This is a genomic window from Microcoleus sp. Pol12A5, assembly GCF_036701435.1.
Classification (GTDB): Bacteria; Cyanobacteriota; Cyanobacteriia; order Cyanobacteriales; family Microcoleaceae; genus Microcoleus.
The window spans coordinates 42,458-56,761 of record NZ_JAUBQU010000018.1 but is presented as its reverse complement, the minus strand read 5'-3'; the positions used below and the strand labels follow the sequence as shown (position 1 = coordinate 56,761).

Here is a 14,304-nt window from a genome sequence, read left to right as displayed (position 1 = left end):
CCCGCCACCATCAAATGTAACCCAACTCTTCTAACTTGCTTAGAACTTTTTTAACACTCTCTTCCACAGTTTCTCGCTCTGTGTAACAAATAATCTCAGGATTGAGCGGTTCTTCATAAGGATCGTCAATTCCCGTAAAACCCTTAATTTCTCCTGCTCTGGCCTTAGCGTATAGTCCCTTGACATCGCGACCTTCGCACACTTCTAACGGCGCGGTGATATATACTTCAACAAAATTGGGCTCCATTGCTCTAATTTCGTCGCGAATTGCTCTGTAGGGGCTAATAGCTGCAGTCATTACGGCTACTCCATTGCGGCTCAGCAGGTGAGCTACAAATCCAATCCGCCGAATATTAGTATCTCGGTCTTCTTGGCTAAATCCCAAACCTTTTGACAAGTTGGTGCGAACGACATCTCCATCCAATATTTCAACTTTGCAACCTCTTGCCTTCAATTCGGGTTCCAGAGCTTTGGTGATAGTTGTCTTGCCGGAACCGCTCAGCCCGGTGAACCACAAAATAAAACCTTTTTCCATTTTCAGCCGTTTATTAGTAACTCGGAAACTTTTAAGACGTAAAACTTTATAGATGCTGTTCCCTTTTTTCTATTATCGTTATTCGCGCTGTCAAATTGCAAATATTTGCGCGCACACAATGACAAATCAAAAGTTGCGATCGCTCATGCAGTCATTTAGTAATAAAAGTGTGCGCTCGTTGTATAATTCCCCATTTATTATTTGTCAAGTCTTTACAAAGTAAAATTCACTTCGCGATCGCCAACGCCGAATATCTATCCGTAGCGCCCCGATTGCCTTAATCTAAAATCTAAAATGGTATTGCCCATGTCTTCGGTCTTAAAAGCAGATGTTTTGGTAGTCGGTGGCGGCACCGGCGGCACCGCTGCAGCCGTGCAAGCCGCCCGCCGAGGTGCCAAAACTATTTTAGTAAGCGAATTCCCCTGGCTGGGAGGAATGCTGACTGCAGCAGGCGTTTCTGCCCCCGATGGCAATGAATTAGCAGCTTTTCAAACCGGTTTGTGGGGCGCATTTTTGCGGGAACTCCAGCAGCGACAGCCGGGAGGTTTGGATTGGGGCTGGGTAAGTTTTTTTACTTACGATCCCCGCATCGGTGCTGAAATTTTCGCTGATTGGGTTAAATGTTTGCCGAACTTACACTGGATTTCGGAACAAAAAGCTCACGATGTGCTGTATGAAGGAGATCGCATTTATGGCGTTCAATTTGCAGATTTTACGGTTTCGGCCAAAATCACTTTGGATGCAACGGAATTGGGAGATTTGCTGGCTTTAGCGGAGGTTGGACACCGCTGGGGTTGGGAATTCCAAGCCGAGTGGGGAGAACCCAGCGCGCCGGCTGCGTCTAATACTCTCACAGAGAGCTATTCGGTGCAAGCTCCGACTTGGGTGGCCATCATGCAGGATTTTGGTAAAGGTGGGGCCGGCCCAGAAATTCCCGCGCCGCCTGTTGAAAATCCCGATCAATTTATCGGTGCTTGGGACAGTTACACTCCCGAACAATTTCTCAATTACGGCAGGCTTCCGGGCGGATTGTTGATGATTAATTGGCCGATTCGAGGTAATGATTATGGTGAAGGGGTCGATCGACTCATTAAATCTGAAGCATCTCGACAAGAATTCCTGCAAGAAAGTGTGTGGCACACTCAAAGTTTTGCCCGCTTCATTCAAACGGAACTCGGCCCCCGCTACGGCTTAGCACAGAACATTTTCCCGATGTCCACGATCGACAATCAACAAAATTCTTCCCTTCTTTCTTCCTTTGCCTTACATCCTTATTACCGAGAAAGTCGGCGCTTGCGAGGGATAAGTACAGTCAGAGAACAAGATATTTTGCCTATTGCCGGTGGAAGAGTCGCGAAGTTGCCGATAAATTATCAGGGCATTTGTGAAACAATTGCGATCGGGAATTATGCCAACGACCACCACTACCCCAGTGGCGACATTCCCTTGCAGCCAAAATCCATCCGCTGGGGGGGCCGCTGGACGGGAACTCCGTTTACCATTCCTTACAGCGCCCTAATTCCTGCGAGTACAGACGGTTTGCTAGTCTGCGAAAAAAATATTTCCGTCTCTCACATCGCCAACGGTGCAACTCGCTTGCAACCGACGGTAATGAATATTGGACAGGCGGCGGGGATGGCGGCGGCTTTGTGCGCGGAATCTGGATGTCAGCCGCGAGAGTTGCCGGTGAGAGTTTTGCAGGAAGCTTTGCTGCAAGATTCCGAGGCGAGTGCGGCAGTTATTCCTTTATTTAATTTGACACGGGGGCGATCGGACTGGCTCGATTGCCAGCGCTATTATCTCGATCGGCCTGAAGCATATCCCGCCAGCGGCGAATGTGAGGAGTCAGTAGAGAAACCAAGCAGTCAAACAGCAAATACCCACAGCCAATTTTCTGGCATTTTCCGCCGCCTCGGCGAACAAGACTGGACACTAACGCTGACAAGCCCTGCATCCTTAGCCGGTCAAACTTGGCAACTCGTGACTTTGGACTCGGAAACCGACAGATTTTTACACAATTGCGAAACCGAAAAGCCTCTGACAGTATGGGGCAGGCTGAATTCGGCAGGCGCTTGGCTGCTGGCGGGAGCAGTAGAATTGAAGACGTAAGGTTTTTTGCACAGATCCGAAAATTGCACAGATATCTATCCTGATCGATCGGGGCAAGTCCGTATCACGTAATAGACACTGACACGGATACTACCCATGCAAACCTACACTGCAATTGCTTTACTGAGCCTGTTGGGCATTACCTTGAGTGCCAGCGCCGCTCAAGCTTTTGAATCTTCGCTCCCCATTGTCGCAACTGCCACCGCCCAATATATGTTGTCAGCCCAAACTCAACAAAAGGGTGAGCGCGGTCCTGAGAGGGGCAGCGGACGCAGAAATTTTACTGAGCCTAATGTTTACACTCATCCGCTACAAGATTTCTAATCGCACTGGACGCAAGTGATTACCACAACTGAGTTGCTTCGGGCCGTTCATTTGAGCACTCGATCGGATTTTCTGGGATTCTAGTTTTTCAGGTTAAGCGACAACTGCACTTTTTGTGGACAGTTCTGAGGAGATTCTTTTTTGTGTGATAAATGTTAGCATATAAACGGGGAACCGCCATCTGCCTAGAGATAGATTCTAGTATGTGGCGGTTTTGTATTGAAAACGCTTCAATTAAACAGTAACTAACCACAGGCCTCCGATCGTCTGGGTTTTTGAACCGATATCCCTCGCGATCTAAGCCTTATTTTGGCATTGCACAATTTGAGGACGATTCTTGTGGGGTATCCCGCCTGCTGTGAAAATACAGCAGACGGCCTACGAGATCCCATCCCACAAAACCATCAAAATTTTCCCCCAATTATGCAACAGCCTTATTTTAGTCGATCGAACTTGGTTTCGGCATCCATGACTATTCAAGAATTAGGAGCTCGGAGTCGCCTCAAATTCCTGGGAGCGCAACAGTTATTTACCTTCTCCCCCCCACAGGTAGGGTTTAATTTTCAACGGCTGCACTATAATAAACGTGCGATAACTAACTTATATAGGTAAACTGTCAGCGCAGAGGGTGCAGCAATCTACTTAAATTGGCCACCAATAAGAACCACTTATGCGGTGTGGATAGCCTTTAAGCCCATGCCCCTGTTACCTCAGGGAAATTAACTAACCTGAATATTAGGGTAGCTGGCAAGCTTTCCGGCGACAGTCGGCTATGCTTGATTCGGCGCTCTCGCAATAATTTAATGGAGGATAACAAAATGCCTCCTAATTTGGCTATTTCGGGGATAGTGATGAAAAATGACTCTTTGGATCTGGTCAAAAGCCTCAGCCCTAGTGCAATGGATCAGATCATGCTATATCTGGCGTTTAGCGCCATGAGAACCAGTGGGCACAGGCACGGGGCGTTTCTAGACGCGGCCGCAACGGCGGCTAAGTGTGCCATTTATATGACTTATATGGAGCAGGACAACAACCTGCGGATGACCGGACACTTGCATCACATTGAGCCTAAACGAGTGAAGGTGATTGTTGAAGAAGTCCGGGAAGCTCTGACTCAGGGAAAACTTCTGAAAATGTTGGGTTCGCAAGAACCTAGGTATTTGATTCAGTTTCCTTATGTCTGGTTAGAACAGTATGGTTGGATGCCGGGACGCCCTCGCATTCCGGGAAACAATTTGACTGTAGATGAAAAAAAATATCTCGAAGGCAAGATTCCTCCGAATCCGCCAGACGCTCAACTGATCAATTCTTTTCAGTTTATGGAATTGATAGAGTTTCTGCACAGGCGATCGCAAGAAGATATGTCTCCAGAAAGGCGAATGCCTTTGAGCGAAGCTCTAGCAGAACACATTAAGCGGCGCTTGATCTATTCTGGGACAGTTACTCGTATTGATTCTCCTTGGGGAATGCCGTTTTATGCCCTCACTCGCGCTACTTACTCTCCCGCAGAGCAGGAAGAGCGAACATTTACTATGGTGGAGGATACGGCTAGATATTTCCGGCTGATGAAGGATTGGGCGGAAAAACAACCGAATGTGATGCGAATTATGGAGACTTTGGATATTCCGCCGGAACGCCTCGACCAAGCCCTTGAGGAATTAGATGAAATTATTCGCAATTGGGCTGATCGCTATCACAAGCGGGGCGAACCGACGATGATTTTACAAATGGTTTTTGGACCGCAAGACGACGCTTAGTTTGATTAACTATTAATCATTAGTCATGAGTTGATTGCGGGAGACTAATGACTAATGATTAATAGCTGATAGCTCGCGAGGCAGACACCGGGTTTCTGTGGAAAAATACTGCGTTAATGCCTTGAATTATCGTAATAAACCCGGTTTCTTAGGTCGCAAATGCGTCCAGCATTAATTAAGCTAAAAAAGCTCTCCAGGTGGCCGCTAAAACGATCGCTGCGATCGCTCCTATGAGTGTATTAAAAAAATTTACCACCTCGTTTGTCAGCCACTCGAACTTTGATTGCACCGTCGCCCCAATCACGCTCTCGATGTTCGTGGCAATAAAAGCTGAAATAACACAAAAAACAATTCCTGTCAAGTCTATTAAACCAACGGTCCAACTCAAAAGTGCGATCAGAATTGAGCCGACAATACCTGCGATCGTTCCTTCCAAACTTACGGCCCCTTCCGTACCCCTAGGTACAGGCTGCAAGCTGGTAATCAAAAAAGTCCGTTTGCCGTAAGCTTTGCCGATTTCGCTAGCGCAGGTATCGGAAAGTTTAGTGCAAAAACTCGCCGCGTAACCCAGCAATAACAGGGAAATAGCATCTTGTGGCACAGACATCTTGCCTGTCTCTCCTAAAATAGATAATGCCAAAACTCCCAAAGCGCAAAGAGTAGCGGTTAAAGCCGAACCCCAGACATTTTCCGGGCCTCGAGCGCCTGAACGCTTTTCCGCTATGCCTTCTGCTTCTTTTTGGGCTTTGCCGATGCGGGTAACTCCCGATCCGACAAGAAAGTAAAACATCACCACAGCATAGCCTTGCCATCCCAAACACCCCCAAATGAGCACGCCCAATACCCAGCCGTGAAATTGGCCAGCGGGAGTGAGCAATTTTTTAGGAGCAATGGTGGCGATCGCGAGTAAAACTGTATTTAGGGCGATCGCCACCAACCAAGGATTAGACCAAGATAAATAATTAAAGAACAATTCTGAATTCTGCATTTAGTACCTCCATGAACCAAGTCTTATTTCATCTTGCCTTCCCCGTGACCGATATTGCCCAAACAAAAGCGTTCTACGTAGACGGGCTCGGCTGCGAACTAGGTCGCGAATCGCCTAATTCTGCGATTATGGGTTTGTGCGGCCATCAAATTGTCGCCCACGTCAGCCGCGAACCTTTGACGCCTCAGCGAGGCATCTATCCCCGGCATTTTGGGTTAATTTTTACTTCCGAAGCTGACTGGGAAGCGTTGCTAGAAAAAGCCCAGCAAAACAACTTAAATTTCTATCAAGAACCGAGACGGCGATTTGTCGGTTTGCCTACAGAACACCGTACTTTTTTCTTAGAAGACCCTTTCCACAATATACTTGAGTTCAAGTATTATTGTGAAGCTGAAGCAATTTTTGGTCGCAGCGAATACGCTGAAGTTGGGGATGCTGTTTGATATTTAGTCCGGTAGCGATTTGCATCCTGTGGGGGCGGGTTTAGGAAATTGTTGGTTTTAGGCAATTACTGTAGGTCAAACCTGCCCTACAAAAGTTGACATTATACAAGAATGAATCAAACGGTCAATCATGAACTTTCAAGGGTTCTGAAAGTGCTTCAGCGACAGCTTTTAAACTGCTGGAACTTCTCGCCATCATGGCATGGGCGAAAACAGACAATTTTACTTCTTTGGCAGCAGCTATTTGGGAACTAGAAGCAGGTACAATGATGAAATCCCAATCTGTCCAAATCGAAGTAAAATTGAGCTTTTGCAACAAGGCAGCATCTCGATTTAAATCTTCTAAAAAAGCACTGCCAGGACGCATTTGAACGCAGCCTTTTCCCCAGAGAGTATAAGCCATCCAAGTACCGCTGTGAGGAGAAGATATGGCAATAAAGCGCTGGACTCGGTTAATCCCGCCTAACCTTTGCAGGTAGTAGCGAGTTACTAAACCGCCCATGCTCAATCCTACTATATCTAAATGTTGTTCTGGTGCAAATTTTTTGTCTATATAATCTGCTAGTTGTTGGGCTAATTCGTCTATGCTGGCATTGCCCCAATGAGGCGAGAGATTGAGGGTGTAAACTGACCATCCCAGTTGAGTTAGGTAGGCAGACATTTTGTAAAAAATTCCCGATTTGCGGAAGATTCCGTGAATTAGCAAGACGGGGTTGCGACTGAAATTGCTATTCATTTTTAAGTGGAAATTTTATTTTCAATAGGTGCTTTTAGTTCTTCAATTAATGCGTTAATACTTTGGGGTTCTGTTACCATTTGGCGGTGCAGCAAAACGTTGACTTTAACTTCTTTACCTACTGGCATTTGGGAGCTGTTCGCCGGTACAATCATTATGTCAAATGGGGTCCACATTGATGTAAAGTTTATGCGTTTGAGCATTGTCACATCTTGATTTAAATCGCGCAGCAAGCCACTATCGGGGCGCATATCCAGGTATCCTGGTAGGCGTAGGGAATAAGCGGTGAGGGTGCCGTGGTGGGGGGAAGATAGGGTGATGAAACGCTGTACGCGGTTGATTCCTCCGAGTCGCTGGACGTAGTAGCGACTGACGATGCCACCCATGCTGTAGCCTACTATGTCTAAAGGCTGTTGTGGATCGAAGGTTTCAGAGATGTAGTCTGCGAGTTGCTTGGCCAGTAAGTCGAGCCCGAGGCTGCCGTCGTTGGGGGTTAGGTTGAGGCTGTAGACTGACCATCCGAGTTCGGTGAGGCGGGCGGACATTGTGTTGAAAATAATCTTTGTGTCCCAGATGCCGTGTAGGAGGATGACCGGATTGCGATCGAGCGAACTGTTCATTTTGCTGGAAAATTGCTTGGTGATTACAGCATAAATCACTCCCCTAGGGAGTTTTACCACTACTAGGACAGCTAGTGAATCGGATCGAGGTACGATCGACAATTAGTGGGAATCGCTAACAAATTCTGAGATACTTGTAAATAAGTGCAAAGCAAGGCTAGTATTTATACTTAAAATTTGCTTTGATGAGGTAGCTTAAATACAGCCAAATGTAAATTTTGATTAAGAAATGTAGACAAAGGTTGCTCTAGCTCGTAATCTAACTTTGTTGACAAGCTTGTACAAATTTCTCTAAAAGAACAAAAGGAGTAAGTCTAATGTTTGGTTTTATCAAAAATTTCTTCGGGGGTATTTTCGGATTTTTCGCCAGACTTTTGGGCTTGAAAAAGTCAGAATATTTCCTAGATTTGGGCGAATCTGGAGCTAAGGAACCAGCAAAAGTTGCGCCTGCGAAGGCTGAGCCTGTTGCGATCGCACCGGCAAAAGTTGAGTCTGAGAAGTCTGAGAAGTCTGAACCTGCTAAAAAGGCTAAGGTAGAGAAAAAGTCTAAGAAAGAAAAGGAACCAGTCGCTAGCGTTCCTGCTAATACTCCGGAACCCGTGAAGGTACCTGCAGTGGCAGCAACTAACGGAAAAGTGCCGAGTCAAGCTGAACCGAATCGGACTTTTGCTCCTAATAATTTAATGCCGACACCAAATGGAAGTCGTCGAACCCCTGGCCCCAGCATGAACAATTTCCGGGAAATGGCTCGTCAGGTGAAAACGAAATAGGAAGTTGGGAATTGATAATAGGGAATTGGGCATTGGATAACTCCAAATGCTGGGGTTAAAAATAAAAAAAATGGCATTCCTCATTTTTAATTTTAACTCTTTATTCTATTCCCTATTTTTTTCATTTCTGAGGAAGGCTAATCCGCTATATAGCTGAAAAGCTGAGTCCCAAGGAGTTTCGGATTTGCGCTCGACTTCTATATGAGATTCGATCTTGCTCAACATATTAGTGTAATCGAGCACTGTCTCGGCAAAGGGCGTAAATTCTGACCAAACTGTAACGTCAAGCTGGCGATCGAATATTTCCAGTAAGTGATTCCAGTTAATTCGGGTGGTACTTTGAGGAATTTGTTGAGAGTTTTTGACTCTGGATGTTTTGTTTTTGGGGTTCGGTGAAGTGGGGATCTCAGCCGAAGCTTTGGTGAAATCAACTCCTTGTTGAAATTCGTAACTTTGGTCGCAAATTCGCAGAATGCAGTTTCTGCTGGGAATGTGTAAGTCACAGATTTGAGCGTAATCTTGCCTGATTTCTCGGTGGCGAAATTGCTCCTTTCTTCGGTTGGGGGAGTAGTCCATGACTTCGATGAACATCGGCAACAAGCCTTCTACTCTTTGGGTAACTTCTGACCAGTTAAATTCGATCGCACCGAGTCGATCGAGTTGATCTTTGCAAACAACGGCTGGGGAAGAGAGAGACTGGAAGTGCTGCACTCGGAAGATTTGGATTTTTTGAATATCGCTTAGGGTTGCCCAAAATACGGGAATGGCGGCTTTGAGGAGTTCTTGACCGTAAATTCGGAGTTCGGCGATGGGGCCAGTTTTGTAGAGTCTCCAGCCGCGGCTTTGGATTTGCATCCGGGTTGTGTAGGCGTCGATTTTAAAGATTCTGCTGATATTTTGAATGGCGGCGGGTTTGTTTTCGGGACTCACGGGTTCGAGGATGAGGAGTCCGGGCTCGAGGTTGCTGGGGTCGTTTTTGGCGGTTTCTATGGCTTGTTGGCGGAGGTTTTGTTGTGCGGTTTCAATCCGTTGAATAGCTTGGCGGGTCTGGGAGACGATTTTGGGGTTGGTGATGTCGCGGAGTATTTGTTTATAGGTTGTTTGCGCTTTTTCGAGGTTGTTGGTGAGTTCGTAGTAGCGGGCGATATAGTATTGTACCCACGGATTTTCGGGGGATTCTTTTTGTAGTTGTTTGATGAGTTGGGCAGCTTGTTTGTAGTTTTTACCCTCTAGGGCGGCGGCTATTTGGTTGATGTCTGTCATGGCGGTTGTGGCAATGGCGTTATTTCTATCTTGGCTGATGTTTGGTTGGTTTAGCTAGTGGTTAATAACTTTGGCTTTTTTTTGTTTGGGATTTTGGGCTGTTGGGAAAAGTTAAGATTTGGATTTTTTAACCGCAGATGTATGCGGATGAACGCGGATGAACGCGGATGTGTAGAGAGGGATGTTGAGTGGATGTGAAAATAAATATAAGTCAAAGTTGATTGGAATTAATGCTTAAGCTGTAGGAACCTTTGCTTGTACGATCGCCTCCTTTAACAACTATTTTATAAGTGCCGTTACTAGGCAATTTTACGGCGATTTGAGACTCTCGGCGATTCTGGGAGTTACCTGCAGTTTGGGCAATATTTTTGCCGCTGGTGTCGAACAGTGTTATGTTGTGGTCGAATCCTCTGCTTTTGAGGTCGATCGTAATAGATTGACCTGCCCGTCCTTGAAAGTTGTGTTGGCGTGATTCGCCGTCTGTGAGGGTTCCCCGCTGCTGTAGGATGGAAAGGGAGGTGAGTTTTGGGCGATCGACATTGCTCAATTCTAAGCCGTAATTTGTCACTGGTGCTTCGGGGCCGTTTCCTTCTCTGACTGCGATGATAAAGGCTGTTTTGTTGTTGGGGTCTCGGACTATTTTGTCAATAAAATTGGCTTGTATTTTTTGTTCATTTATAGGTTTTGGTTGATTAAAATTTGGCTTAGATATACAGAGAAGTACGCCTCCATCTTGATAGCGGGCGGCGTATAACCAGTAGTTTTGACCGTTAGTTGTAAATTCGTTTCTGCTAAAGATAGTGAATCTTTCAAGTTGCGGTAGTTGCTGGTTACGGTTACAATTTTTATCGATGTATATTTCGTTGACTGATGGCGGTCGCTGGGCGAAGACTGCTGGGACGAGGGTGGTTGCAATTGCTGAGATGATGCTGAGGGTGAAGGGCGAGCGGCTTTTCATAAATACTTTTTTCTCTTTATTCTTGTCAGGTGTTGTACGGTATACTTCCTATTTTATCTTTGTTTTAAATAGTTTTCTAATGCCGCAGTGCGCTGTTTAGTCATGCGATCCAAACATTCACTCAGGAAACCTCCATAACCCGTACCGCCACGATTTTTATAAACTTCAAATTCACAGGTTTTATCTCTTAACTTAATCCACCCTAATTGGGCTTCTGAAAGTAGCGCCCGCTCTTCGCCACTCAATTGAGAAATCAGTTGTTTGTAAACCTCGTTTAGCCGTTTATCCGAGGCTTCGTAATTCAACCGAATACAAGTTCTGACTTGTGCATCTCCTTGCGGGCGATCGCAATTAATCTGTTGAGCAATGGGAAAAATCGGAGATTGTGCAGAAACTGATTGTGTACCGAAAATTGCCAAAAGCGCGCTCGACCAAAAGAGCGATCGATTTTTCCTCAACTCTATTTTCATTCCCCGTCAACCCACCTATCCTATCAATTCTTTATTATTTGTTGATATTAGCACTTCTCAAATGCCGCGCCAACTAAAGATAAAGCCACAATCGGAGCTGTCACCGCTCTTAAAATTCTACTACCCAAAGAAACAGCTTCAAAACCAAATTCTATCGCCTTTTTCACCTCCCGCTCCGTCCATCCACCCTCCGGGCCAATAGCTATGACAATCGATAATTCTCCGCCATCTTGCTCCCCCCTTTGTACGGGCAGTCCCCCCGTGTCCGTCCTAAACTGGGGCGGACCCAAACCGACTAAACAATCCCACAAATGCGGATTTTCCCCGCGAGCAACACAGATAAATCGATTTTTTTGACCGCAATCTTTCACAGCAAAATCAAACGAAATAGGCTCTAAAATCATCGGCAAAATTTGACGTTCCGACTGTTCCGCCGCCTCCGCAGCAATTCTCCTCCACCGCTCAACTTTTTGATCGCTTGGTTTGAGCAAAGTTCGATCGCTCGTTACCGGCACAATACTTGCTACACCCAACTCCGTCGCCTGTCTCACAACCTCGTCAAAGCCGTTTCCCTTGGGCAAAGCCGCCATCAAAGTTACTTCCACTGGTAGCTCCCTGTTCACAGAAATCTCCTCTGCTATTGAGGCAAATAACCCGGTTTCCTGGGCTTCTAGGACTGCTAACCACCAATGCCCTCGGCCGTCCATCGCAATAAATCGATCGCCCCCTTGCAAACGTAGCACTCGATTTAAATAATGCTGCTGTTCTCTAGTTAAGTCGATTTTGCGATCGCAAATTTGAGTGTCAGTAACTGCTAATCTTTGTAATTGAGCCATTGGATTTTAAATTGCTCTTTCCCTAATATGTTTTTTTATTTAACCGCAGAGAACGCAGAGAACGCAGAGGAAGAGAAAAAGAGAAGAGATGGACAGGCGGAGTTTCAACCGCTAAAAAACAATAAAGGCAGAGCATCTACAACCGGAATTATCTTACAAATTCAAGTTTTTTCTGCAAATGCTCTGCCTTTATATTATTTTTGCGTGAGTTTTATTTGATGCGAGCAAAAATCGACAATTGAAAATCGGCTTATGCTTCCTCCTTAATCTTTTTTAAATAAGTAGAAATCGCTTCTGTAGCTAGCTGTGTAATGGGCTTGCCCTGACGGGCTGCTTCTTCCTTGAGCTCGTTGTAGATTTCATCGCGGACGCTAATTCGACGGCGGACTTTGCCACCGCCAGCAGTGGCAGTCTCGTTCCCGTCATCGTTACTAGACGTAACTTCTAATTCATTTATCTCAGTTGTCATCGAGTCAGCAGATTGGTAGTTGGTTACAAATTGACGGATAGATTCTAACCCGACGCGATCGCAAAAATTGCCAAAACTCTCGCTCAGTTGCCGTTTTTGCTTGAAATAAACAAAAATCGGCTCCAGAAAAGCTTCAAAATCCTTGACGTGCAGCTTTTCCTCAATTGGTTTTGCCAGCCGCGTTTGGTCGGGAGAACCGCCCAGCCAAATCTGGTAGGATTCCGGCGAACTCCCGACAAACCCCAATTCTGCCATATAAGGGCGGGCGCATCCATTTGGGCAACCAGTCATCCGCACCACTAAATGCTCGTCTTGCAAGCCAACTTTGGTCAAAAGTGCCCGAATCCGCTCTAAAATGCTCGGCATCACGCGCTCCGATTCGGTAATCGCTAACCCGCAAGTCGGCATTGCTGGACACGCCATCCCATAACGCACCAATGGGTCTATTGCAGTTTCCCGCTGAATGCCACATCGATCGAGTATTCCCTGAATTTCCTGTTTGATATCCGGCGAAATATCGTAAATCAGCACGTTTTGGTGTGGCGTCGCCAGTACCGGCAAGTTGTACTTCTGCACAATTTCCCGCAAAGCAGTTTTTAGCTGAAATGAACCTTCATCCTTGATCCGGCCATTATCCACAGAAATGCCGACAAACAGCTTGCCGTCTCCTTGGTCATTCCAGCCCAAGAAATCAAAATACTTCCACTCAGGCAGCGGTTTAAATGCTTCTAGCGGCTTGCCAAAATATTCTGCTACTTTTTCGCGGAACCACTGTACGCCTTTGTCGTTAATCAGGTACTTCAGCCGCGCGTGCCGTCTGTCTGTGCGATCGCCGTAATCTCTTTGGGTTGCTACAATTGCCTTAACCAAATGGTAAACATCATCCTTGGCAACATAGCAAATCTCATCCGCAACCCGTGCAAAAGTCTCTTCTTTGTTGTGAGTGCGGCCCAAACCGCCGCCAGCAAACACGTCAAAACCTTGCAACTCGCCAGCTTCATTGGTAATTACCACCAAGCTCAAATCCTGAGAGTACAAGTCAATTGAATTGTCTCCCGGCACGGTAACGGAACACTTGAACTTGCGCGGCATATAATGCTGCCCGTAAATCGGTTCTTCTTTGTCGTCAAATGTTGTGCCGTTGCGGTTGGACTGTCTGGCAGCTTTCACTGCGGGGTCTTCTTCCGCCGAAACAGCCTTTTCCCCATCCAGCCAAATTTCGTAATAAGCACCGGTTTGCGGTGTCAGCAAATCCGCTACATTATTGGCGTATTGGAGCGCATACTTGTATTCTGGGCGATTTTTGTACGGTGCTGGCGGTGCCATGACGTTGCGGTTCAAGTCGCCGCAAGCTCCCAAGGTTGACCCCATATTTTTAATAATTGAGGAAAACACTGCTTTAAGATTTTTCTTCAACACGCCGTGCAGTTGGAAACCTTGGCGCGTTGTAACTCGGATCGTGTGGTTGCCGTATTCTTCAGATAGCTTGTCTAAGGCTAAGTATAATTGCGGCGGAGTGAACCCGCCGGGATTGCGGGTGCGGAGCATGAACTGATAATCTTTTTCTTGTCCTTTAACTCGATTGTCGCGGTTGTCTTGCTGGTACGATCCGTGAAATTTGAGAATCTGAATCCCGTCTTCGGTGAAGTGGGTAGTTTCTTGTAACAGTTCAGTCGCAACGGGTTCTCGTAAATAGTTGCTGCGTTCTTTGAGACCTTCTGCTTTAGAGGGCTTGCGCGCAACAGGGGTTGAAGGGGAAGATGTGATCATGGGAATGTATAGTGCCAGTTATAATTAGATACAGCCGATCGAATATTTCTTGACAATTTGACACTTGACAAATTTGCACTTGACAAATCTCCTCAGAAATGCTGTGTCGGATCTGTTGACAACTCGGTTAACAACTAAGTTAATAACGGTAATCCGCTAGGAATTCTGATGGTGCTTAATTGTAACACGATCGAACCCGGCCTGAAAAATTGTAATTAAGAGTTTATACTTTGGTTCGCTTAAGTGTACGAAACTT

14 protein-coding genes are annotated in these 14,304 nt (G+C 46.1%); 5 read left to right on the top strand and 9 right to left on the bottom strand.

Annotation, left to right across the window (positions count from 1 at the left end):
* Positions 1 to 10 precede the first annotated feature (10 nt).
* Positions 11 to 541 carry an adenylyl-sulfate kinase gene (gene cysC, locus QUA45_RS07505; protein WP_333220132.1) on the bottom strand — a complete coding sequence of 177 codons (531 nt, stop codon included), beginning with the start codon at positions 539 to 541 and terminating at the stop codon, positions 11 to 13.
* Between the two features lie 300 nt (positions 542 to 841).
* Between cysC and QUA45_RS07500 the strand changes: the two genes are divergently transcribed.
* The 3 genes from QUA45_RS07500 (at position 842) to hetR (ending at position 4,725) form a co-directional block, all read left to right on the top strand.
* Positions 842 to 2,644, top strand: a complete 1,803-nt coding sequence (locus tag QUA45_RS07500) for an FAD-dependent oxidoreductase (protein ID WP_333220122.1) — start codon at positions 842 to 844, stop codon at positions 2,642 to 2,644.
* Positions 2,645 to 2,740: 96 nt separating this feature from the next.
* Positions 2,741 to 2,968, top strand: a complete 228-nt coding sequence (gene patX, locus QUA45_RS07495) for a heterocyst-inhibiting protein PatX (RefSeq protein WP_333098936.1) — start codon at positions 2,741 to 2,743, stop codon at positions 2,966 to 2,968.
* 851 nt (positions 2,969 to 3,819) lie between these two features.
* A complete protein-coding gene (gene hetR / locus QUA45_RS07490; protein WP_333077431.1) occupies positions 3,820 to 4,725 on the top strand; it encodes a heterocyst differentiation master regulator HetR in 906 nt (301 codons plus the stop codon).
* Between the two features lie 175 nt (positions 4,726 to 4,900).
* Here hetR and QUA45_RS07485 read toward each other — a convergent pair whose 3' ends face one another.
* Entirely contained in the window at positions 4,901 to 5,713 is an 813-nt protein-coding gene (locus QUA45_RS07485; protein ID WP_333098934.1) for a TIGR00297 family protein, read from the bottom strand.
* Positions 5,714 to 5,724: 11 nt separating this feature from the next.
* Between QUA45_RS07485 and QUA45_RS07480 the strand changes: the two genes are divergently transcribed.
* Positions 5,725 to 6,156 (top strand): VOC family protein, encoded by a 432-nt coding sequence (locus tag QUA45_RS07480; protein ID WP_333098932.1) that lies wholly within the window; start codon positions 5,725 to 5,727, stop codon positions 6,154 to 6,156.
* 124 nt (positions 6,157 to 6,280) lie between these two features.
* Here the strand turns inward: QUA45_RS07480 and QUA45_RS07475 are convergent, their stop codons facing one another.
* Entirely contained in the window at positions 6,281 to 6,892 is a 612-nt protein-coding gene (locus QUA45_RS07475; protein ID WP_333098930.1) for an alpha/beta fold hydrolase, read from the bottom strand.
* 2 nt (positions 6,893 to 6,894) lie between these two features.
* Complete coding sequence (locus tag QUA45_RS07470; protein ID WP_333098928.1) at positions 6,895 to 7,512, bottom strand: triacylglycerol lipase; 618 nt, start codon at positions 7,510 to 7,512, stop codon at positions 6,895 to 6,897.
* Between the two features lie 317 nt (positions 7,513 to 7,829).
* Between QUA45_RS07470 and QUA45_RS07465 the strand changes: the two genes are divergently transcribed.
* On the top strand, positions 7,830 to 8,282 hold the full coding sequence (locus QUA45_RS07465) for a hypothetical protein (protein ID WP_333098926.1): 453 nt from the start codon (positions 7,830 to 7,832) through the stop codon (positions 8,280 to 8,282).
* 105 nt (positions 8,283 to 8,387) lie between these two features.
* Here QUA45_RS07465 and QUA45_RS07460 read toward each other — a convergent pair whose 3' ends face one another.
* The 5 genes from QUA45_RS07460 to sir all read right to left on the bottom strand — a co-directional run bounded on the left by QUA45_RS07460 (position 8,388) and on the right by sir (position 14,048).
* Complete coding sequence (locus QUA45_RS07460) at positions 8,388 to 9,545, bottom strand: tetratricopeptide repeat protein (protein ID WP_333098923.1); 1,158 nt, start codon at positions 9,543 to 9,545, stop codon at positions 8,388 to 8,390.
* Positions 9,546 to 9,756: 211 nt separating this feature from the next.
* On the bottom strand, positions 9,757 to 10,503 hold the full coding sequence (locus QUA45_RS07455; RefSeq protein ID WP_333098921.1) for a PPC domain-containing protein: 747 nt from the start codon (positions 10,501 to 10,503) through the stop codon (positions 9,757 to 9,759).
* Positions 10,504 to 10,556: 53 nt separating this feature from the next.
* Positions 10,557 to 10,973, bottom strand: coding sequence for a lysozyme inhibitor LprI family protein (locus QUA45_RS07450; protein WP_333098919.1), 417 nt, complete (start codon positions 10,971 to 10,973; stop codon positions 10,557 to 10,559).
* Between the two features lie 47 nt (positions 10,974 to 11,020).
* Positions 11,021 to 11,809 (bottom strand): 16S rRNA (uracil(1498)-N(3))-methyltransferase, encoded by a 789-nt coding sequence (locus QUA45_RS07445; RefSeq protein WP_333098917.1) that lies wholly within the window; start codon positions 11,807 to 11,809, stop codon positions 11,021 to 11,023.
* Between the two features lie 250 nt (positions 11,810 to 12,059).
* On the bottom strand, positions 12,060 to 14,048 hold the full coding sequence (gene sir, locus QUA45_RS07440) for a sulfite reductase, ferredoxin dependent (protein ID WP_333220120.1): 1,989 nt from the start codon (positions 14,046 to 14,048) through the stop codon (positions 12,060 to 12,062).
* Positions 14,049 to 14,304: the final 256 nt, after the last annotated feature.

Excerpts from the sequence above, each read along its gene's own strand:
- QUA45_RS07485 (WP_333098934.1), bottom strand. The coding sequence starts at position 5,713 with ATGCAGAATTCAGAATTGTTCTTTAATTATTTATCTTGGTCTAATCCT.
- QUA45_RS07475 (WP_333098930.1), bottom strand. The coding sequence starts at position 6,892 with ATGAATAGCAATTTCAGTCGCAACCCCGTCTTGCTAATTCACGGAATC.
- sir (WP_333220120.1), bottom strand. The coding sequence starts at position 14,048 with ATGATCACATCTTCCCCTTCAACCCCTGTTGCGCGCAAGCCCTCTAAA.
- QUA45_RS07480 (WP_333098932.1), top strand. The coding sequence starts at position 5,725 with ATGAACCAAGTCTTATTTCATCTTGCCTTCCCCGTGACCGATATTGCC.
- patX (WP_333098936.1), top strand. The coding sequence starts at position 2,741 with ATGCAAACCTACACTGCAATTGCTTTACTGAGCCTGTTGGGCATTACC.
- QUA45_RS07450 (WP_333098919.1), bottom strand. The coding sequence starts at position 10,973 with ATGAAAATAGAGTTGAGGAAAAATCGATCGCTCTTTTGGTCGAGCGCG.
- hetR (WP_333077431.1), top strand. The coding sequence starts at position 3,820 with ATGAAAAATGACTCTTTGGATCTGGTCAAAAGCCTCAGCCCTAGTGCA.
- QUA45_RS07460 (WP_333098923.1), bottom strand. The coding sequence starts at position 9,545 with ATGACAGACATCAACCAAATAGCCGCCGCCCTAGAGGGTAAAAACTAC.
- QUA45_RS07500 (WP_333220122.1), top strand. The coding sequence starts at position 842 with ATGTCTTCGGTCTTAAAAGCAGATGTTTTGGTAGTCGGTGGCGGCACC.
- QUA45_RS07455 (WP_333098921.1), bottom strand. The coding sequence starts at position 10,503 with ATGAAAAGCCGCTCGCCCTTCACCCTCAGCATCATCTCAGCAATTGCA.
- QUA45_RS07465 (WP_333098926.1), top strand. The coding sequence starts at position 7,830 with ATGTTTGGTTTTATCAAAAATTTCTTCGGGGGTATTTTCGGATTTTTC.
- QUA45_RS07470 (WP_333098928.1), bottom strand. The coding sequence starts at position 7,512 with ATGAACAGTTCGCTCGATCGCAATCCGGTCATCCTCCTACACGGCATC.
- QUA45_RS07445 (WP_333098917.1), bottom strand. The coding sequence starts at position 11,809 with ATGGCTCAATTACAAAGATTAGCAGTTACTGACACTCAAATTTGCGAT.